This is a genomic window from Streptosporangium sp. NPDC020145, from assembly GCF_040631275.1.
Taxonomy (GTDB): Bacteria; Actinomycetota; Actinomycetes; order Streptosporangiales; family Streptosporangiaceae; genus Streptosporangium.
In genome coordinates this window covers 344,144-364,632 of sequence record NZ_JBEXZT010000001.1, presented here as the reverse complement: position 1 = coordinate 364,632, position 20,489 = coordinate 344,144, and the positions used below count along the sequence as shown (strand labels likewise).

The 20,489-nt window shown below is 71.0% G+C and carries 12 protein-coding genes; 11 read left to right on the top strand and 1 reads right to left on the bottom strand.

Annotation, left to right across the window (positions count from 1 at the left end; all coding sequences use genetic code 11):
• Positions 1–264 precede the first annotated feature (264 nt).
• From ABZ463_RS01545 to ABZ463_RS01500, 10 genes are all read left to right on the top strand, one after another.
• The gene (locus ABZ463_RS01545; protein ID WP_362771906.1) at positions 265–4,026 is read left to right on the top strand and encodes a nitrate reductase subunit alpha; all 3,762 of its coding nucleotides are present in this window, start codon (positions 265–267) and stop codon (positions 4,024–4,026) included.
• Entirely contained in the window at positions 4,026–5,651 is a 1,626-nt protein-coding gene (gene narH / locus ABZ463_RS01540) for a nitrate reductase subunit beta (protein WP_362771904.1), read from the top strand. The genes ABZ463_RS01545 and narH overlap by 1 nt, the downstream gene beginning before the upstream one ends.
• On the top strand, positions 5,648–6,274 hold the full coding sequence (gene narJ, locus ABZ463_RS01535) for a nitrate reductase molybdenum cofactor assembly chaperone (protein ID WP_362771902.1): 627 nt from the start codon (positions 5,648–5,650) through the stop codon (positions 6,272–6,274). Before narH ends, narJ begins: the two co-directional genes overlap by 4 nt.
• Positions 6,271–6,975, top strand: coding sequence for a respiratory nitrate reductase subunit gamma (narI, locus tag ABZ463_RS01530; RefSeq protein ID WP_362771900.1), 705 nt, complete (start codon positions 6,271–6,273; stop codon positions 6,973–6,975). Before narJ ends, narI begins: the two co-directional genes overlap by 4 nt.
• A gap of 4 nt (positions 6,976–6,979) precedes the next feature.
• Positions 6,980–7,693, top strand: a complete 714-nt coding sequence (locus tag ABZ463_RS01525; protein WP_362771898.1) for a hypothetical protein — start codon at positions 6,980–6,982, stop codon at positions 7,691–7,693.
• 508 nt (positions 7,694–8,201) lie between these two features.
• Positions 8,202–14,297, top strand: a complete 6,096-nt coding sequence (locus ABZ463_RS01520; RefSeq protein ID WP_362771896.1) for an RHS repeat-associated core domain-containing protein — start codon at positions 8,202–8,204, stop codon at positions 14,295–14,297.
• Positions 14,298–14,299: 2 nt separating this feature from the next.
• Positions 14,300–14,722, top strand: coding sequence for a hypothetical protein (locus ABZ463_RS01515; RefSeq protein ID WP_352009410.1), 423 nt, complete (start codon positions 14,300–14,302; stop codon positions 14,720–14,722).
• Positions 14,723–14,852: 130 nt separating this feature from the next.
• The gene (locus ABZ463_RS01510) at positions 14,853–16,451 is read left to right on the top strand and encodes an amidase (RefSeq protein WP_362771894.1); all 1,599 of its coding nucleotides are present in this window, start codon (positions 14,853–14,855) and stop codon (positions 16,449–16,451) included.
• Between the two features lie 209 nt (positions 16,452–16,660).
• Positions 16,661–17,602, top strand: coding sequence for an NADP-dependent oxidoreductase (locus tag ABZ463_RS01505; RefSeq protein ID WP_362771892.1), 942 nt, complete (start codon positions 16,661–16,663; stop codon positions 17,600–17,602).
• Between the two features lie 168 nt (positions 17,603–17,770).
• A complete protein-coding gene (locus ABZ463_RS01500; RefSeq protein WP_362771890.1) occupies positions 17,771–18,877 on the top strand; it encodes a nucleotide disphospho-sugar-binding domain-containing protein in 1,107 nt (368 codons plus the stop codon).
• Between the two features lie 58 nt (positions 18,878–18,935).
• Here the strand turns inward: ABZ463_RS01500 and ABZ463_RS01495 are convergent, their stop codons facing one another.
• A complete protein-coding gene (locus ABZ463_RS01495) occupies positions 18,936–19,511 on the bottom strand; it encodes a helix-turn-helix transcriptional regulator (protein ID WP_352009406.1) in 576 nt (191 codons plus the stop codon).
• 47 nt (positions 19,512–19,558) lie between these two features.
• On the opposite strand from ABZ463_RS01495, the gene ABZ463_RS01490 reads away from it, so the two are divergent.
• Positions 19,559–20,428 (top strand): methyltransferase domain-containing protein, encoded by an 870-nt coding sequence (locus ABZ463_RS01490; RefSeq protein ID WP_362771888.1) that lies wholly within the window; start codon positions 19,559–19,561, stop codon positions 20,426–20,428.
• Positions 20,429–20,489 lie beyond the last annotated feature (61 nt).

The window sequence follows — 20,489 nt, the reverse complement described above, 5'->3', positions numbered from 1 at the left end:
GACGGCCCTTCTGGCGACCCTTTCCGTCGTTCCGGAGGACCGTCTCGCGCGTTTCGGGCCCGAAAGAATCGACATGCCGAGCAGACGGATTCCCCCGTTAACCATCGCATGATAGAAACACTTTCCTTGACGAAAGTGTTGCCCGTCTGCTGACTCCGGTTGTTTCCATGCGGCAATGAGGCCGCCACCGACAGCGGGCAGCTCCACACAGTGAACATCAGGAGCGGCGCGGGCGTGATGACGCATGCCCGCCGAGGGGGTTCCATGGTTCCTCGGACAGCGCGTGACAGAACCGACCGGGCGGCGGCAGCCGCAACGGAGATGCTCCTCCAGGCGGGCAGGTTACTGCACCGCTCGGAGACAACCCCCGACCTGCGGGCCGTCTTCCGCGGCGACCAGGCGGTCAACGACGCCCCCTACCGGGAGCGATGGGCGCACGACAAGGTGGTGCGCTCGACCCACGGGGTGAACTGCACCGGGTCGTGCTCCTGGAAGGTGTACGTGAAGGACGGGCTGATCACCTGGGAGACCCAGCAGACCGACTACCCCTCCGTGGGTCCCGACCGGCCGGAGTACGAGCCGAGGGGGTGCCCGCGCGGGGCCTCCTTCTCCTGGTACACCTACTCTCCGACCAGGGTCCGCCACCCGCACGCCCGTGGCGTCCTGGTACGGATGTACCGGGAGGCCAGAACCAGGCTCGGTGACCCCGTCGCGGCCTGGGCGGAGATCACCTCGGACCCGGAGAGACGACGGCGCTACCAGTCGGCGCGCGGCCAGGGCGGGCTGGTGCGGATCGGGTGGGAGGAGGCGCTGGAGATCGCCGCCGCCGCGCACGTCCACACCATCATGAAGTACGGCCCCGACCGCGTCGCGGGCTTCTCCCCCATCCCCGCCATGTCGATGGCCTCGCACGCGATCGGCGCGCGTTTCATGTCGCTCATCGGCGCCCCCATGCTGTCCTTCTACGACTGGTACGCCGACCTGCCGGTGGCCTCGCCCCAGGTCTTCGGGGACCAGACCGACGTGCCCGAGTCGGCCGACTGGTGGGACGCGGCCTACCTGATGCTGTGGGGGTCGAACGTCCCGGTCACCCGCACCCCGGACGCGCACTGGATGGCCGAGGCCCGCTACCGGGGCCAGAAGGTCGTCGTGGTCTCGCCCGACTACTCGGACGCGACGAAGTTCGCCGACGAGTGGCTGCACCCGCACCCGGGCACGGACGGCGCGGTCGCCATGGCGATGGGACACGTGATCCTGAACGAGTTCTTCGTCGAGCGCACCGTGCCGTACTTCACCGACTACGTCAGACGCTTCACCGACCTGCCGTTCCTGGTCGCGCTGGAGGAGCACGAGACGGGCGGATACGTGCCCGGCAAGTTCGTCACCGCCGCCGACCTGGCACCGGACGGCGCCCCAGAGGGCAGCGCCCCAGGGGACGGGGCCGCGGTGAACGGGGCCGACCGGTGGCGGCCGGTGCTCCTCGACGCGGTCACCGGTGAGCCGGTCGCGCCCAACGGCACCCTCGGCGAACGCTGGAGCGAGGCGGGCGCAGGCCGGTGGAACCTGGACCTGGGCGCGGTCGAGCCGCTGCTCAGCCTCCACCCGCCGCAGGGCGGCGAGACCGCCGAGATCCTGCTGCCCCGCTTCGACTCCGGCCTCGGTGAAGGCGACGGGGAGACGGGCGCAGTACGGCGCGGGGTGCCGGTGCGGCGGATCGGCGGACGCCTGGTGACCACCGTCTTCGACCTGCTCCTCGCCCAGTACGGCGTGCGCCGCCCCGGCCTTCCCGGACGGTGGCCGGACGGCTACGACGACGCCGAATCCCCCTGCACCCCGGCCTGGCAGGAGCGGATCACCTCGGTCCCCGCCGAACGGATCACCCGGATCGCCAGGGAGTTCGCCACGACCGCGGAGAAGACCCGGGGCCGGGCGATGATCGTGATGGGCGCGGGCACCAACCACTGGTTCCACTCCGACACGATCTACCGCTCGTTCCTCTCACTGCTGCTGCTGACCGGCTGCCAGGGCGTCAACGGCGGCGGGTGGGCGCACTACGTGGGCCAGGAGAAGGTACGGCCGCTGGCCGGATGGCAGCAGCTGTCCACTGCCGCCGACTGGGTGCGTCCCTCACGGCAGATGGCGGGCACGCCGTACTGGTACGTGCACACCGACCAGTGGCGCTACGAGCGTTTCTCCGCCGACGCGCTGTCCAGCGCGACCGGGCGGCGGCTGTTCGCGGGACGGCACACCGCCGACCTCGTCGCGCAGTCGGCCAGGCTCGGCTGGATGCCGTCGTATCCGACCTTCTCCGCCAACCCCCTGGAGCTCGGGGCCAGGGCGCGGGCCAGTGGGAAGGACCCGGCGCTGTGGGCGGCCGAGGAGATCGCGGCGGGCAGGGTCGGCTTCGCCTGCGAGGACCCGGACGCGCCGGAGAACTGGCCGAGGGTGCTGACGGTGTGGCGGGCCAACCTCATCGGCTCCTCCGCCAAGGGCAACGAGTACTTCCTGCGGCACCTGCTCGGCGCTCCCGACAACGCCACCGCCCAGGAGGCGCCCCCTGGCGACAGGCCCCGTGAGGTGGAGTGGCGCGACGAGGCACCGCGCGGCAAGCTCGACCTGCTGCTCTCGCTGGACTTCCGGATGACCTCGACCACATTGTTCTCCGACCTGGTGTTGCCCGCCGCGACCTGGTATGAGAAGCACGACCTGTCCAGCACCGACATGCACCCGTACGTGCACGCCTTCTCCCCCGCCATCAGCCCGCCCTGGCAGGCCCGCACCGACTTCGAGATCTTCCACGGTCTGGCGCGCAGGTTCTCCGAACTGGCCGCGGGGCGGCTGGACGTCGCCCACGACCTGGTCGCCACCGCGCTGCAGCACGACACGCCCGGTGAGACTGCCCAGCCCGGCGGCCGCGTCCCCGACTGGCGCGGCGGCGACGTCCCCGCGCGGCCGGGCCACAACCTGCCCGCGCTGACCCTCGTCGAACGTGACTACACCGCCGTCGCCGCCAAGCTCGCCTCCCTCGGCCCGCTGCCGGAACAGGTGGGCCTGACGGTCAAGGGCGTCACCGTCGGCACCGCGCCCGAGGCGCGCTGGCTGACCGCGCGCTGCGGGCAGGCCGGGGACGGCCCGGCGGCGGGCAGACCGCTGCTGGACAGCGACGTCAAGCTGTGCGAGGCGATCCTGGCCCTGTCCGGCACCACGAACGGGCGGGTCGCCGCCGAGGGCTTCACCAGGCTCGGCGAACGCTGCGGCCCCGGCTCCGGCATGGCCGAACTGGCCGCCTCCGTCGCCGAGCGCAGGGTGGTCTTCTCCGACACCCAGGACCGTCCCGTGCAGGTCGGGGCGAGCTTCGAGTGGTCGGGCAAGGAGGCCCCCGACCGCCGCTACGCGCCGTTCACCGTCAACGTCGAGCACGCCAAACCGTGGCACACCCTCACCGGGCGCCAGCACTTCTACCTCGACCACGACTGGATGGCCGAGCTGGGCGAGCAGCTCCCGGTCTACCGGCCGCCGCTGGACACGGCGGCCCTCGGCGAGTACGGCGGGACCCACGAGGGGGATCTCGCGGTGACCGTCCGCTACGTCACCCCGCACTCCAAGTGGTCCATCCACTCCGAGTACCAGGAGAACCTGCTGATGCAGACCCTGGCCAGGGGCGGCCCCGTCATCTGGGTCAGCGTCGAGGACGCCCGGGCCGCCGGGATCGCGGACAACGACTGGATCGAGGCGGTCAACGCCAACGGCGTCGTCGTCGCCCGCGCCGTGGTCTCCCACCGGATGCCGCAGGGCACCGTCTTCATGTACCACGTGCAGGAACGCCTGGTGAACGTGCCGAGGTCGCAGGCCACGGGGCGCCGGGGCGGCGTGCACAACGCCCTCACCAAACTGCTGATCAAACCGACCCACCTCATCGGCGGGTACGGCCAGCTGTCCTTCGCGCCCAACTACTACGGGCCGACCGGCAACCAGCGTGACGCGGTGACCGTCATCCGCCGCCGTTCCCAGGAGGTGCAGTACTGATGCGCGTGATGGCTCAGATCGCCATGGTGATGAACCTGGACAAGTGCATCGGCTGCCACACCTGCTCCGTCACCTGTAAGCAGACATGGACCAACCGGGCGGGCACCGAGTACGTCTGGTTCAACAACGTCGAGACCCGTCCCGGGCAGGGTTACCCCAGGGGCTACGAGGACCAGGACAGGTGGAAGGGCGGCTGGCGGCTGCGCAACGGCAGGCTGGTGCCGCGTTCCGGCGGCCGGGTCAGGCGCCTGAGCCGGCTGTTCGCCAACCCCGAACTGCCGCTGCTCGACGACTACTACCAGCCGTGGACCTACGACTACGAGAACCTCATCAACGCCCCGCTGGGCGACGACGTGCCCACGGCCGCGCCCCGTTCGCTCATCGACGGCTCCCCGACGGCCGTCACCTGGGGGCCCAACTGGGACGACGACCTGGGCGGCGGCCCCGAGCACCTGGCGGGCGACCCGGTGCTGCGCAGGGTCAGCCAGGAGGTGCGGCTGGAGTACGAGCGCTCCTTCATGTTCTACCTGCCGCGCATCTGCGAGCACTGCCTCAACCCGTCCTGCGTGGCCGTCTGCCCCTCCGGCGCGATGTACAAGCGGCTTGAGGACGGCATCGTCCTGGTCGACCAGGACAGGTGCCGGGGCTGGCGGATGTGCGTCAGCGGCTGTCCGTACAAGAAGGTGTACTTCAACCACGACAGCGGCAAGGCGGAGAAGTGCACGCTGTGCTACCCGCGGATCGAGGCCGGGGCGCCGACCGTCTGCTCCGAGACGTGCGTCGGCAGGCTGCGCTACCTCGGGGTGATGCTCTACGACGCCGACCGGGTCGGTGAGGCCGCCGCGACGCCCAGGGAGGAGGACCTCTACCCGGCCCAGCTCGACTGCTTCCTCTCGCCCGACGACCCCGAGGTGGTCGCCGCCGCGGAGGCGGCGGGCATCCCGCACGACTGGATCCTGGCCGCCAGGCGCTCCCCGGTGAACGCGCTCATCACCCGTTACCGGGTCGCGCTGCCGCTGCACCCGGAGTACCGGACCATGCCGATGGTCTGGTACGTGCCGCCGCTGTCCCCGGTGGTGGACGCGCTCGCCGGGACCGGCAACGACGGGGAGGACGCGGACAACCTCTTCGGCGCGATCGACGCGCTGCGCATCCCGCTGGAGTACTTGGCGGGGCTGTTCACCGCGGGCGACACCGCTCCGGTCGAGGCGGCGCTGCGCAGGCTCGCGGCGATGCGCTCGCACATGCGGGCGCTCAACCTCGGCGAGAAGCCGGATCCCACGGTCGCGGAGGACGTCGGGATGCGGCCCGGGGAGATCGAGGAGATGTACCGCCTGCTCGCCCTGGCCAAGTACGACGAACGGTACGTCATCCCCACCGCATACGCCGCGGGCGCGGGGCGGGCCGACGCGGCGGCGGGGTGCAGCCTGGACGGACCGGGCGGCCCCGGCATGACGGAGGACATGTTCGCGGGGATGAGGGCGGGAGCGGACACCGCCGCCTTCCACGCGTCACCGATCCCGGACGGCGGCGACGAGCGGCGCGGGCGGTTCAACCTGTTCGGCTGGGACGGCAGGGGCCGGCCCGACGGCCTGTTCCCACCCCGCAGAGGAGAGGCCGGATGAACCACGCCGTCGTCCACCAGGCCGCCTCCCTGCTGCTCGCCTATCCTGGTCCCGACTGGCCCGGCCACCTCGACCTGGTAGGACGGGCCCTGGCCGTCGTCCCGACACCGCCCGCCCGCCTCCTGCTGCGCTTCCGCGACCACGTGCGGGAACAGGACACCCTCGACCTCGCCGCCCGGTACGTCACGACCTTCGACCGCAGCGGCCGCCGTACCCTGCACCTGACCTACTACACCGACGGCGACACCAGACGGCGGGGCGCCTCCCTCGCCGAGATCAAGGCGCTCTACCGCGCCGGCGGCTGGCGGCCGGAGGAGGCGGAACTACCCGACTTCCTGCCGCTGATGCTGGAGTTCGCGGCACGCTGCCCCGAACGGGGCGGGCCACTGCTGCGCGGGCACCGGGCGGCGCTCGACCTGCTGTCCGCCGCCCTGCACAAGTACCGCAGTCCCTACGCCGACGTGCTCGACGCCGTGCGCGCGACCCTGCCTCAGGCGAGCGCGCGGGAACGCCGGGCGGTGGGCGAGATCGCGCAGGCGGGGCCGCCCTCCGAGAGCGTCGGCCTCGACCTCACTCCCTATCCAACGGTCACTCAGCACTCCAGCCAGGGAGCCCGCCGGTGAGACATCTGCAGATCGCGTTGTGGGGCGTACTGCCCTACCTCGTCCTCGTCCTGTTCGTCGCGGGCAGCGTCTGGCGCTACCGCTACGACCGCTTCGGGATGACCACCCGATCAAGCCAGCTGCACGAGAGCCGCCTGCTGCGCGTGGCGGGGCCGCTCTTCCACTACGGCCTGCTGTTCGTCATCGCGGGCCACCTCGTCGGGCTGCTCGTCCCCGAACGGCTGACCGAGGACATGCACATCACCGAGTCCCTCTACCGCGCGAACGCGCTGTTCGTCGGCGGCCTGGCCGGGGTCGCCGCCGTCTGCGGGCTCGCCCTCCTGATGTGGCGAAGGCTGCGGGTCAGTGCCGTCAGGCAGGCCGGCGTCCGTGGTGACCGCCTGGTCTATCCGGTGCTGGCCACCGTCCTGCTCGCCGGGGTCGTGGCCACCCTGATCGGCGCGAGGACGGGCTCCTACGACTACCGGCTCGGGGTCTCGGTGTGGTTCAGGAGCCTGTTCGAGCTGGAGCCCGACGTGCCCGCCATGGCGAACGCCCCGCTGCTCTTCCAGGTGCACACCCTGCTCGGCATGGCCCTGTTCGCGCTGTGGCCGTTCAGCAGGCTGGTGCACGCCTTCGGCGTCCCGCTGGGTTATCTGGTGCGCCCCTATGTCGTCTATCGGTCGCGGGCCACGCTCGCGGGCCGGGGCGGGAAGCGCTGATCCCATGACCACTTCACCCCTCCCCGCCCCGGTCGCGCTGGTCTCGGTCAGGATGCCCATGACCGTCACCCCCCACCTGCTGACCCGGACCCCCCACCCGCCGAGTGGACCGACCACCTTTCTCGTCACGTTGGGCCTGCTGCGCACCCACTGGCAGCTCCTCGCCCTCATGCTCGCCGTGGCCGTCGCCACGGCCGTGCTCCTCACCGTCAACCGCCAGGCCAGGCGCCCCCGCCTCCTGACCCCCACCGCCGAACTGCTCACCTTCCTGCCCGCGGAACCGTCCTCGGCCTCGTCGCCGCTCCCGTCGGCCCTGGCGGCCCCGGCACCGAGGACGGTGCGAAAGAAAAAGGACAACAGCCTGCCTCCGGTCAAGGAGACCGCGGCACGGCGGGCCGCGGAGATCCTGGTGGCGACGATGCCCACCCCGCTGTGGCCGATGGCCAGGGCCAGGGCCGTACGGCTGCTCGCCCGGGGGGACTCCGCCCGTGAGGCGGAGGTCCGCCGCCGCCTGAACCTGTCGCGGACGGCCCTCACGGAGGCCGCCCCCGCCGAGACGGAGACCGTCCACCGCGCCGTCGTCGAACAGTGGAGCCTGGCGTTCACCGTCACCCGGGAGAAGGACTCCCACGCCTGCGCCCTGCTGCACGCCTTCAGCGACACCTTCGCCCATCTGCTCGTCACCGCCGTCCCCAGACGGGACCCCGACCCCCGCTGAGAGCACTTCCGGCACCCGCGCCCACCCGGTCGTGGGTGCCGGGAAGTGGATCGCGACGGCCGTACCCGGCGGTGGACAGGGTGAGCGCGGGGTGCGTCCCGGTGGCGCGGAAAGCCAAGGAAGGCGCCGTGTTCCCGCGTCACACGGAATACGCGGAGCGTGAGCAAGGATCAGGTCGGCCGATCTTTCCGATTGATTAGGGAAGATCCCCGGAATTGCATCGCACCAGGCCGGAACCGTTGATCACGTTTTCCCCGCATTAACGACCTGCTCGGCGCAGCGAATTCGGGCTCTATAACAAAACGTCATCGGCGAAACAAAGCCATTGCAGTGCACAATGCCGAATGATTCCCTCGTTGGCGTACCTGGATAGCTGATTCTTCCGCTGCCGGTCCCTCCACGGGGGAGGTTTTGGGCAATGCCCGCCATCGGTCGACTTCGTCATGCCCGAATTCTGATTCCACTTGTCGTCTCGACGCTCGTCGCGTCATTTCTCACGGTACCGGACGTGCCTCCCGCGATTGCCGCGCCGCCACCGGTTCCGCAGGCCAGGCCCGGTCCCGGCCCCGTCGAACGCCCCCTGCCCAGGGGGATACGCCCGGACAGGGCGTTCAAAGCGGGTGAACGGCCTCCGGTCGTACCCCTGGGTGCGAAGGCCGCGGGCCAGCCGGTCAGGGTCAGCGGGGAACGCTGGACGTCCCTCACCGGAAGAACCGCGAGAAAGGCCGTGGACGACGGGTTCACCGATCTGTCGCTGCGTCCGGGTTATGTGCTGGGCGACACCTCGCTGGTGACCTACTTCAACGTCGGCCAGGCCGGTCCCTCGTGGACGGCGGCGCGGGTGCGGCTGTACGACGCCCAGTCGCAGACCGAGCAGACCTCCACCCTGGTTCAGCGCCCCGACCTGCAACGGTCCTACTGCGGCGGCGCGGGCGACCTCTGCCGTTCCTTCGGCGCCGCCGACGGCTGGACGCTGGAGACCGGCAGGGAGTACTTCGTCACCGTCGCCGCGGTCTACGACGACGGCCGCGAGGTGGTCTCCGCCCCGTCGGACCGCTCGGTCCCGCGCGAGACCGTGGACCCGCCGCCGGTCCCGAACGAGCAGGCCTCCGGCTGTGGGTGCGGCAACGCGCTGGCGCTGACCGCCGCGGGCCAGGCCTCCAGGGCGCTGGGCGTCAACACCGGCACGGGTGCCTTCGTGCGGACCGAGCGCGACCTGGCGATGGCCTCCTACGGCCCGCAGTTCGTCTCGGCGCGCACCTACTCCTCGATGAACCGGGGGGCGAGCCCTCTCGGTCCCGGCTGGGCCTGGTCCTACGACATGCGGGTGAGCGTGGGCGAGGACGGCGTGGCCGTGGTACGTGCCGAGGACGGCGCCCAGGCCCGCTACACCCCCGCCGCAGGCGGCGCCTACAAGCGCCCGCCCGGCGTGCGCTCCACCCTGCGCGGAACGGCGGACGGCTGGGAGCTGACCACACCACGGCAGGTGCGCTACGGCTTCGACGGTCAGGGACGCCTCGTCTCGATCCGCAACGCGCGTGGCGTCGGGGTACGGCTGGCCTACGAGGGGCTCGGGGTCAACATCACCGACGCCTCGGGCCGGGTGGTCTCGGTGCGGATCGAGGGCGGCCTGATCCGGGAGATCAAACTGCCCGACGGCCGCAACGTGAACTACTTCTACACCGACGGATTCCTGACCTCGGTGATCGACGCCCGCGGGTTCACCTGGAGGTACCGCTACCACGCCACCACCCTGCTGTCGCAGGTGGTCGACCCGCACAACGTGGCGATCATCTCCAACGACTACGGCACCGACGGCCGGGTGACCGCGCAGCGCGACGGCCTGGGCAAGCAGACCACCTTCGCCTGGGACGCCGCCAAACAGGAGGCCACCACCACCGACCCCGACGGGGTGGTGCTCTGGGACGGCTACCGGGGCAACACGCTGGTGTACTCCCAGCGCGGCACCGGCGACTCCGACAACCACCGCTACGACCGGGAGCTCAACCGCGACCTGGTGGTCAACGGCAAGCAGCACCAGCACGAGGCGACCTTCGACGCCAACGGCAACCGCCTGCAGACCAAGGCGCCCCAGCCGCTCGGCTTCTCCGAGAAGACCCGGTTCGACGAGCGCAACAACCCCACCACCCACACCGACGCCAACGGCCAGGTGTGGAAGGACACCTACAACGAGTTCAACGAGCTGGTGCGCAGCGAGGACCCCGAGGGCCACGCCGTCACGCACACCTACGACTCCCGCGGGTTGCGGACCTCGACGACCGACCAGCGCGGCAAGGTGAGCCACTACGAGTACCTGCCGCAGGGCGACCCGAACGCCGGACTGCTCAAGGCGGCGATCTCCCCCGCCGGGCGGCGCGGCGAGGTCGTCTACGACGCCACCGGGCGTCAGACCGCCACGGTCGACCCGCGCGGTACCGTACCCGGTGGCAACCGGGCGGCCTACACCACCCGTTACGCCTACGACGCCCAGGACCGGGTGACCAGCACCCTTGAGCCGGGCAAGAACGGCGCCTGGCGCAGCGGGTTCGACGAGACCGGCCGCCTGGTGCGCAGGCAGACCCCGACCGAGGCCACAACCGACTACTTCTACTTCGCCAACGGCCTGCTCAAGACGGTCGACGACTCCCGGCGCACCACCACCTACACCTACACCGACGCCGGACGGCGGGCCTCGACGCAGGCGCTCCTGCGTACCAGGGCCCCCATCACGACCACCTACGGCTACGACGGCAAGGGCCTGCTCAAGACCGTCACCTCGCCGCGCGGCAACGAGCCGGGCGCCAACCCGGCCGACTTCACCACCACCTACTTCTACGACGCCGACGACAACCCGATCCGGGTACGGCACCCCTATCCCGGCGGCGGGTTCACCGAGCGCGACATCAAGGTCGACGCTCTGGACCGGACCACGAACAGGACCGACGAGCTGGGCAAGCAGTCGGCGTTCGGACGCGACAACAACGGCCAGGTCACCTCCACCACCGACGCGCTCGGCCGCAGGACCACCATGGGTTACGACCGCAGCGGCCGGCAGACCGAGATCAAGGACCCGGCGGGCAAGACCACCCGCACCGAGTACGACGCGGCGGGCAACCGGATCAAGGAGACCAACGCCGAGGGCGGCGTGACCACCTGGAGATACGACGACGACGGCCTGCTGACCGGCGTCACCGAACCGCGCGGCAACGTCGAGGGCGCCGACCCCGCCCGCTTCACCACCCGCTACGAGTACGACCAGGCGGGCAACCAGGTCAAGTCCGTCGACCCGCTCGGCAACACCACGGCCGCCGTCTACGACGCGAGCAACCGGGTCACCTCGGTCACCGACGCCAAGGGACGCACCACCTACCGGACCTACCGGGAGGACGACCTCCCGGCCACGGTCCACACCCCGGAGACGCCCTACAACCCGAACGACCCGACGGCCCGCTCCACCGTCTACACCTACAGCACCGACGGGCTGCTGGAGTCGGTGCGCGACCCGCTGGGCCGCTACACCCGGATGTCCTACGACGACGCCGGACGCCTGATCACCAAGGCCAATCCGCTGTCGCGGCGGGTCGAGGTCACCTACGACGCCGAGAGCAACCCGCTGACCGCGATCACCGTCAACGGTCCCGAGTGGGTCAGCCCCGAGGAGCGCCTCAAGCGGACCGTCGTCAACACCTACGACATCCTGAGCCGCCGTACCAGGACGGCGCTGGGCTCGCAGGGGCCGGCCTACACCTTCGGTTACGACGCCAAGGACCGCACCACCTCCTACGGTGACCCCACCGGGGTGCGGGAGGTCGGCTACGACGACGAGGACCAGATCCTCAAGGTGACCCGCAAGACCGCCGGCCAGGCCGACGAGACCTTCTCCTACGGCTACGACGAGCGCGGCAACATCACCTCCCGTACCTATCCCGACGGCACCGCGGTCACCTTCGCCTACGACGGTGACGGCAGGCAGACCGAGCAGAAGGTGACCGGCGGCACCGCGGGCGCGGGCGCCGAGTGGCGCTTCGGCTACGACGTGGCAGGGCGGCGCACCAGCACCACCCTGCCCGGCGGCACGGGCCTGACCGAGAGGCGGGCCTACGACGACGCCGGACGGTTGACCCGCATCGCCACCGCGAACGGCGACGCCGATCCGGTCTCGGCCTTCGACCTCACCCTGGACCAGGTCGGCAACCCCACCAAGGTCGTCACCACGCGCGGCACCGCGAGCGAGTCGGTTTCCTACGCCTACGACACGGTCGACCGGGTCACCTCTGCCTGTTACTCGGCCACGAGCTGCGCCACCGGCTCGCAGATGGCCGGGCGGATCGACTACACCTACGACCTGGTCGGCAACCGCCTCAGCCAGAAACGCACCGGTACGGCGGGCAACGACACCACCGTCTACGCCTACGACGAGGCCGACCAGCTGACCCGCGAGACCGTGACCCGGCCCGGCTCCAGCGTCGCCCGCGACTTCGCCTACGACGTCAACGGCAACCAGATCCGCGCGGGCGCCGACCGGTTCGAGTACAACCTCGACAACAGCCTCGCCAAGGCCACCGTCAACGGCAACTCCACCACCTTCGCCTACGACGCCACCGGCCTGCGCCTGTCGGCGACCAGCGCTGGAGCCGGTGGCACCGTCTCGGCGATCCAGCGCTGGAGCTGGGACGTCAACGGCACCCTGCCGCAGATCGCGCTGGACACCACCGTCAACGCGGGCGGCGCCGTCGTCGAGAGGCAGGGCTTCACCTACGGCCCCGAGGACGAGCCGCTGGCCCTGCTGACCGGCGGCGCGCACTCCTACACCCACGACTGGCTCGGCGGCGTCGCCAACATGGTCTCGCCGGCCGGCCAGATCGAGGCGGGCTACGACTACGACCCGTTCGGCAACCCCCGCACGGGCACCACCCTGACCGCCGGAGCCGCCGGGCGGGCGACCCCGCCACCGGGAGGGGCCGGAGCCGCCGGGCGGAGCGGAGCCGGCGCGCCCGAACGGAGCGTCGCGGCGGGCCCGGACAACCCGCTGCGGTTCACCGGCGCCTACCAGGACAGCACGACCGGCGACGGCAACTACTACCTGCGCGCCCGCAACTACAACCCCGGCACGGGCCGGTTCAGCAGCGTCGATCCCATGCCCACGGGTGTCGGCGCCACCTCCGCCTACACCTACGCCTCCAACAACCCCCTCGTCTACACCGACCCCACCGGCATGGTGAACGCGGCGGCGGACGGCGGCGGCAGCGGTACCGCCCCCGGCCAGGAGGCCGAGTCCGGGCCCAGCCCCGAGGACGTCGCCAAGGCCCAGCAGTTGCAGAACAAGAGCGTGCTGGACGTCATCCTGGAGGCGGGCGGCCAGATCCTCATGGAGATCATGGGGATCAACGACATCGTCAACTGCCTCAACGGCGACATCGGCTCCTGTGTGATGGCCGTGATCGGGGCGCTGCCCTGGGGCAAGATCTTCAAGGCCAAGAAGATCGCCGAGGCGATCTGGCGGGCGGGCAAGGCCGTCTTCGCCTTCTTCGAGGAACTCAAGTGGGCCAAGGCCATCCTGCGCGGCGCGGAAAAGGCGGCCGAGGCGGCCAAGGCCGCGGCCGCGAGGGCGGCCAGAGCGGCGGCGGAGAAGGCCGCGGCGGCCAAGGCGGCGGCCGAGGCCTACGCCAAGAAGGTCGCCGCCGAAGCAGCCGAGAGATCCAAAGCCCTCGCCGCCAAGGCCAAGGCCAAGACGAAACCCAAGGCCGCGTCGGAGAGGCCTCGTCTCGACAGGCCGAACTGCAAACCCGGCAACAGCTTCGTCGCCGGCACGCCGGTGCTCATGGCCGACGGCACCGTCAAACCCATCGAAAAAGTCGACCTCGGCGAACAGGTCGTCGCCACCGACCCGGAGACCGGCCAGACCACGGCCAAACCGGTCGTACGACTGATCGTCGGCGAGGGCGAAAAGAACCTGGTCCGCGTCACCGTCGACACCGACGGCGACAGGGGATCGGCCACCGGCCAGATCGCGGCGACCGACGGCCACCCGTTCTGGGTCGAGAGCGCACACAAGTGGCTCAAGGCCGGCGAACTCCAGCCCGGCATGTGGCTGCGCACCAGCGCGGGCACCCACGTCCAGGTCACCGCGCTCAAGAAGTGGACCGCCCACGAACGCGTCCACAACTTCACCATCGCCGACATCCACACCTACCACGTGGTCACCGGCGGCACCTCGCTCCTTGTCCACAACGACGGCTGCGACTTCATCGGCCCCAAGGACCATGTGGCGCTCGGAAGACGTGACTTCAAACTGAACGAGTTCTCGGAGAAGGTCAGCGCGCGCAATCTCCTCGGAGCGCCAAGCGCGACGTGGCGGGACGAGGTCCAGTCGGCGATCGCCAGGGCCGGACGCGGCGAGGGCGAGATCTCGTTCATGCTGGACGGTCTCCCCGGCGCCAACCGTGGGCCCGCGAAGGCACTGGAGATCGCCAAGAACACCAACTCTCGTGACCTGCTGCACACCCAGTGGGAGCTGTTGCAGGTGGACGCTGCGGGCATCATGGATCAAGTCAACTTCTTCCGCTGGAACCGTAGGCTCAACGACTGGGCTGGTGTGGGATGAACGTGTCGATCGAGAACGGACGGCTCCCGCTCGTCCTGCCGGGACGGTTCAAGCCCTGGGCGATCGAGGTGGGGCACGGCAAGGTGCTCCTGCGAGGCTTCGACGGCGACCCCGAGGGCGAGGAGAGACCGAGAGTGTTCGACGTCCTGTTCCAGGACGTCTCACGGATCTCCCTGCCCGCCCTCCACTCCGGTTTGCGCCTCACCGTCGCCGATCCCGAGGTGACACGCTCGGAGGAGCGCCGGGTCGGAGAGAACTGGGGAAAGGCGAGGATGTTCCTCCTGGACCCGGACAGAAACTCCGACTACGTGGTCGCGGGGTTCGTGTTCTGGGCGGAGGTGCTCGTCGGTGGCGGCTCGCCGAGCCCCCTCCTGGCCGAGGAACCGGCTGAGGGGTCGATCAGGGGAGCCGTCCACCGTCTCTGAGAGGTCGCGGTCCGCGAGATCCTCCTCTCGCGGACCGCGGTCCGTCAGCCCATCACAGCGGCCCCTGTCCGGCAAAAGTATGAACCGGAAACATTTTCCTCAGAAAGCATGATCGCTACGCTGGTCGTCCATGACTTTCACGCATTCCACGCGATGGCTGGCGGCGGCGACACTCGTCGCCGGGCTGTCCGTGGCCGCACCGGCACACGCCCACGAGGCGGCCGTACCCCCGTCGAGCACCGTCCTGCGCGGCCTGGACCTGGACCGCGCGACCGTCCTGGACATGCAGCGCGCCATGAACCAGAAGCGCTTCGACTCGGTGGCGCTCACCCGCTTCTACCTCGACCGGATCCGTACGGTCGACCCGTTGCTGCACGCGGTCATCTCGACCAACCCCGCGGCGCTGCGGGAGGCCAAGCAGAGCGACCTGCGGCGGCGCCAGGGCGCGCGCGGCCCCCTTGAGGGCATCCCCGTCCTGCTCAAGGACAACATCGCCGCCACCGGACGCGCGAGCGCCGGTTCGCTGGCGCTGCTCGGCTCCCGCCCGGCCCGTGACGCCTTCCTGGTCCAGCGGCTGCGCGCGGCGGGCGCGGTGATCCTCGGCAAGACCAACCTGTCCGAATGGGCCAACTTCCGTTCCAGCGCCTCCTCAAGCGGGTGGAGCGCGGTCGGCGGCCAGACCAACAACCCCTACGTCCTGGACCGCAACCCCTGCGGGTCGAGCAGCGGTTCCGGGGTCGCCGCCGCCGCGAGCCTGGCCGCGGTCACCATCGGCACCGAGACCGACGGCTCGATCGTCTGCCCGGCCGGCATCAACGGCGTCGTCGGGGTCAAACCGACGGTCGGCCTGGTCAGCCGCGCCGGAGTGGTGCCGCTCTCCCTGGCCCAGGACACCGCGGGCCCGCTCACCAGGAACGTCACCGACGCGGCCGCCGTGCTCTCCGTCATCCAGGGGGTTGACCCGCGCGATCCGGCCACCGTGCCGGGCGGCAACCGTGACTACCTCAAGGCGCTGCGGCCGGACGCGCTCGTCGGCAAGCGCATCGGCGTCTGGCGTTCGGCCGCGGGGAACAAGCGGGAGGTGGTCGCCGCCCTGGACGCCACCATCGCCACGCTCAGGGCGCGCGACGCGACCGTGGTCGACAACCTCGAACTGACGGGGACGGACGAGGCGGCCGAGCAGGAGTTCCCGGCTCTGACGAACGAGTTCAAGCACGACGTCAACGCCTATCTGGCCGAGGCCCCCGGGAAGCACCCGGCGGACCTGGCCGGGCTGATCGAGTTCAACAAGAAGCACGCCTCGACCGAACTCCGCTACTTCGGGCAGGAGCTGTTCGAGCAGGCGCAGGCGACCAGCGGCGACCTGAACGACTTCGAGTACCGCGCCGCGAGGGAGAAGGCGACCTCGCTCTCCCGTGACGCGATCAACTCCGTGATCTCCACCAACCGGCTCGACGCGGTGCTCGCCCCGACCAACAACGGGGCCTGGGTGACCAATCTGACCAAGGGTGACGACTTCACCGACTTCGTCGCCACCTCCTCGCCCTCGGCCATGGCGGGCTACCCGGCGGTCACGGTCCCCGGTGGATACGCCAAGGACGTGCTGCCGCTCGGCGTGACGTTCTTCGGCGGCCGTTTCTCCGAGCCGACGCTGATCGCCATCAGCTACGCGTTCGAGCAGGCGAGCCAGGTGCGCAAGCCGCCGACCTACCTGCGGACGCTGCCCTGACCGGGGCCCTTTCCGGCTGACGGCCGCACCCCGCGGACGGGTCTCCGCCCGTGGGGTGCCCTCCGGAAATCCCGACTCTGAGACTAGGATTTTCGATCCTAGGGAAAACACTCCGCTTCTCGTCCGTCTCGGGCGATGAGACCGTTTCGGCCGTGTCCCGGTGCGCGGGCGCACCGCCCGCGCACCCCGATCAAGGCTCAAGGAGTGTCATGTCCTCTTCGTCCTTCCCCACCGTCGGCAGGGCCGTCGTCGTCTCCTCCTACGGAGGCGCCGAGGAACTGCGGCTCGCCGAGGTGCCCGTCCCCTCCCCCGGTCCCGGCCAGGTGCTGCTGCGGGTACGCGCCGCCGGGGTCAACCCGGTCGACTGGAAGATCCGGGCCGGACTGCTCAAGGAGTTCCTGCCGGTCGACCTGCCGTACACGCCGGGAGGCGAGGCGGCCGGTGAGGTGGTGGCGGTCGGCGAGGGCGTGAGCGCCTGGGCGGCCGGGGACGAGGTCCTCGGCCCGGTCGCGGGCGGGTACGCCGAGTACGCCCTCGCCGACGCCGCCCAGCTCTCCGCCAAACCGGCCGGCCTGTCCTGGGAGGCCGCCTCCGGGCTGTACACCTCGGCGGAGACGGCCAACCGGGTGCTGGACCTCCTCAAAGTCGGTGCGGGGGAGACCCTGCTGGTCCACGGGGCCGCCGGCGGCGTCGGCGGCCTGGTGGTGCAGTTCGCGGTCGCGTCCGGCGCCCGTGTCGTCGGTACGGCCGGCGCGGCGAACCACGATTACCTGCGTGAGCTCGGCGCGGTTCCTGTCCTCTATGGAGAGGGGGTGTTCGACCGGGTTCGTGAGGTGGCGCCCCAGGGGGTGGACGCCGTGCTGGACGCGGCCGGGGGCGCGCTGGCCGGTTCGGTCGGCCTCCTCGGTGGCCCCGAGCGGATCGTCGGCATCGTGAGCGTGCCGGAGGCCGTCGAGACCGGGACGCGCTTCACCGGGGGCGGTGAGGGGGAGAGCCACGGTGTCCAGGCCGTGGCACGGGCCCTGGCCCTGCACGCGGCAGGGACCCTCGCCCTGCCGGTCCGCGCCGTCCTCCCGCTGGCCGACGCCGCGGGGGCGCACCGGCTCAGCGAGGAGGGGCACGGACGCGGCAAGATCGTCCTGGTGCCCTGACTCCCGTGAGAAGTCACCCGGGTGGCTCTTGATCAACACGTGTGGGATTCGGTTGACTTGACCCCGGAAGAGCAAGGTCAAGAAAACAGGGTGTCAAACGACAGAGGGGACCTGTCAGAAATGCACGTGCTTTTCGTACCTGCTCCGGGAATCGGGCATGTGTTTCCCATGGTGCCGCTCGCGTGGGCGTTCCGCCTCGCCGGCCACGAGGTCACCTTCGCCGCCGCCGGGGACGCCCTCGCGGTCCGCGACGCCGGGTTCCTCACACTGGACGCCGTACCCGGCCTCACCACGGCGCGGATGATCGCCGACTTCCAGGAGGGCCCCGCGGCCGAGCGTCTCCAGCAGCCCCGGGAGGGCATCAGTCCCGAGGAGCTGGAGCAGATCAAGCCGCTCGTCGTCGCGATGTGGGACGGCTACGTGGACGGGCACGTCAGGCTCGCCGAGCGCCTGCGCCCTGACCTGATCGTCTACGACCCGATCTTCACCGCGGGGCCGGTGGCCGCCGCCAAGCTGGGCGTGCCGTGTGTCGCGCACAACTACGGGGTCGGTGGGTTCGAGCCCGAGGTCTTCGATCGGGCGCCCGCGAACGAGGCGTTCCTGCGCCACGGCGTCACGGTGCCCAAGGGCGTCGAGACGATCGGCGTCGTCCCGTCCTCCCTGGTGATCGGACCCCGGCCCCGGTGGTCGATGCGTTACACGCCCTACAACGGCGGCGGGCTGCTGCCCGAGTGGCTGCTCGACGAGGGTGACCGGCCCCGGGTCGCGGTCACCCTGGGCACGGTGGTTCCCGAGACCCACGGGCTCGGCGAGTTCGCCCCGATCATCGAGGCGGCCGAGGCGGTGGACGCGGAGTTCGTGATCGCCACGGGCTCCGGCGAGACCTCGTGGTCCACGCCCCTGCCGCCGAACGTCCGGGTGACCGGCTGGGTGCCGCTCGGGGCTCTGCTGCGCGGCAGCGCGGCGGCCATCCACCACGGCGGCGCGGGCACCACGCTGACCTGCTCCGCGCTGGGCGTTCCGCAGCTCATCCTGCCCAACGGGGCCGACCGGCACATCAACGCCGAGACGCTGGCCGCCAGGGGCAGCGCGCTCACCACACTGATCGGTGACCTGCAGGTGCCGCTGATCGAGCGCCTGCTGACCGACGAGGCGCTGCGCGCGACGGCGCACGAGGTCAGGGCCGAGATCGAGGCGCTGCCCACACCGGCCGAGATCGCCGCCGAACTGGCGGCGCTGTACACCCCGGACGCGCTCAGGCCCGCCGTGGCGTGACGCCGCGGGCCGGCCCGGCCCTACCCCGGACCTCATGTCACGGGTACGGCCGGGCCGGTCAGGGCAGCTGCCACAGGTGGGTGCGCTGTCCCTCGTGGTCGAGGACGCACAGGATCTCCGCCGGGCCGTCCTCGGCCCCGAAGGCGTGCGGGATCATGGTGGAGAACTCGGCCGCCTGCCCGGCCTCGACCCTGATGGTCCGCTCCCCCAGCAGCAGCGTGAGGGTTCCGGACAGGACGGTGAACCAGTCTCTGCCGGGGTGGACCTTCAGCTCGTCGACGCCGCGCCGTACGGGCTTGGTGACGCGCATCTTCGCGACGGTCACCCCGTGCGGCCCGTCGCGTCCGCCCAGCATCCAGGTGGTCAGCCCCCGCGCCTCGTCGTGCCTCGGCCTGATCACCACGTCCTCGTCGCCCACGGGCTCGACGAGCTGGTCGATGGTGGTGCCCAGGGCCCGGGCGATCGCGCTGAGCTGGTCGAGGCTGATGCGCCGGTGGCCGGTCTCGATGCGGCTCAGGGTCGAGGGGCTCAGGTAGCAGCGGCCCGCCAGGTCGTCGAGCGACCAGCCCCTGGCCACGCGCAGCCCTCTGATCCGCCCGCGCACCACGCTGTCGAGATCACCGTCTTGCTTCATACGCAAGATGGTATGTCATCGGCGCAAACTCCTCGTAGGGTTCCCTCATGGGAAACCCTCACCACCACCATCATCACCACGCCACCGCCGACCACGACGGCTCGGGCATGGCCGAGCTGCTCGATCTGGACGCGGAGGTCCTGCACGCCCACCTGGCCGAGGTGACGGACCTGATCGCCGGACTGGCCGCGGACTCGCCGCCCCGTACGGTCCTCGACCTGGGCAGTGGTACGGGAACCGGCGTCCTGACGCTGCTCGCGCGGTTCGGGGAGGCCGAGGGGATCGCCCTCGACCAGGACGAGCACATGCTGCGCCGCCTCACGGACCGGGCCCGCGCCCTCGGCCTCGACCGGCGGGTCCGCACCGTCCAGGCGGACCTGGACACCGCCTGGCCGTCCGTCGGCGCCGTCGACCTGGTCTGGGCCTCGGCCTCCATGCACCACATGGCGGACCCCGGCCGCGTCCTGGCCGACGTCCACGCGGCCCTCAGACCCGGAGGGCTGCTGGCCGTACTCGAAATGGACTCCCTGCCGATGCCGCGTTTCCTGCCCGACGACCAGGGCGTCGGCCGTCCCGGGCTTGAGGCGCGCTGTCACGCCCTCCTGGCGGAGGTGCGCGCCGAGCACATGCCGCTCCTGGGATCCGACTGGGGGGCGCCGCTGGCCGAGGCCGGGTTCACCGTCGAGACCGAGCGGAACTTCGCCATCGACCTGCGGCCGCCACTGCCCGCCGCGACGGGCCGCTACGCCCTGGCGACCCTGCGGCGCGTCCGCTCCGGCGTCGAGAACCTGCTGGACGCCGACGACCTGGCCGCGCTCGACGTTCTCCTCGACGGCGACGGCCCGGAGTGCGTGCTGCGGCGGACGGACCTCACCGTCCGTACCACGAGGACCGTGTGGCTGGCCAGAAGGCCGTGACCGGCGGGCCGGACGACCGCCCGGACGGCTGTGTGGTCGCGCCGGACCGGATCAGGCGGGC

Excerpts from the sequence above, each read along its gene's own strand:
- ABZ463_RS01545 (WP_362771906.1), top strand. The coding sequence starts at position 265 with ATGGTTCCTCGGACAGCGCGTGACAGAACCGACCGGGCGGCGGCAGCC.
- narH (WP_362771904.1), top strand. The coding sequence starts at position 4,026 with ATGCGCGTGATGGCTCAGATCGCCATGGTGATGAACCTGGACAAGTGC.
- narJ (WP_362771902.1), top strand. The coding sequence starts at position 5,648 with ATGAACCACGCCGTCGTCCACCAGGCCGCCTCCCTGCTGCTCGCCTAT.
- ABZ463_RS01525 (WP_362771898.1), top strand. The coding sequence starts at position 6,980 with ATGACCACTTCACCCCTCCCCGCCCCGGTCGCGCTGGTCTCGGTCAGG.
- ABZ463_RS01510 (WP_362771894.1), top strand. The coding sequence starts at position 14,853 with ATGACTTTCACGCATTCCACGCGATGGCTGGCGGCGGCGACACTCGTC.
- ABZ463_RS01505 (WP_362771892.1), top strand. The coding sequence starts at position 16,661 with ATGTCCTCTTCGTCCTTCCCCACCGTCGGCAGGGCCGTCGTCGTCTCC.
- ABZ463_RS01500 (WP_362771890.1), top strand. The coding sequence starts at position 17,771 with ATGGTGCCGCTCGCGTGGGCGTTCCGCCTCGCCGGCCACGAGGTCACC.
- ABZ463_RS01495 (WP_352009406.1), bottom strand. The coding sequence starts at position 19,511 with ATGAAGCAAGACGGTGATCTCGACAGCGTGGTGCGCGGGCGGATCAGA.
- ABZ463_RS01490 (WP_362771888.1), top strand. The coding sequence starts at position 19,559 with ATGGGAAACCCTCACCACCACCATCATCACCACGCCACCGCCGACCAC.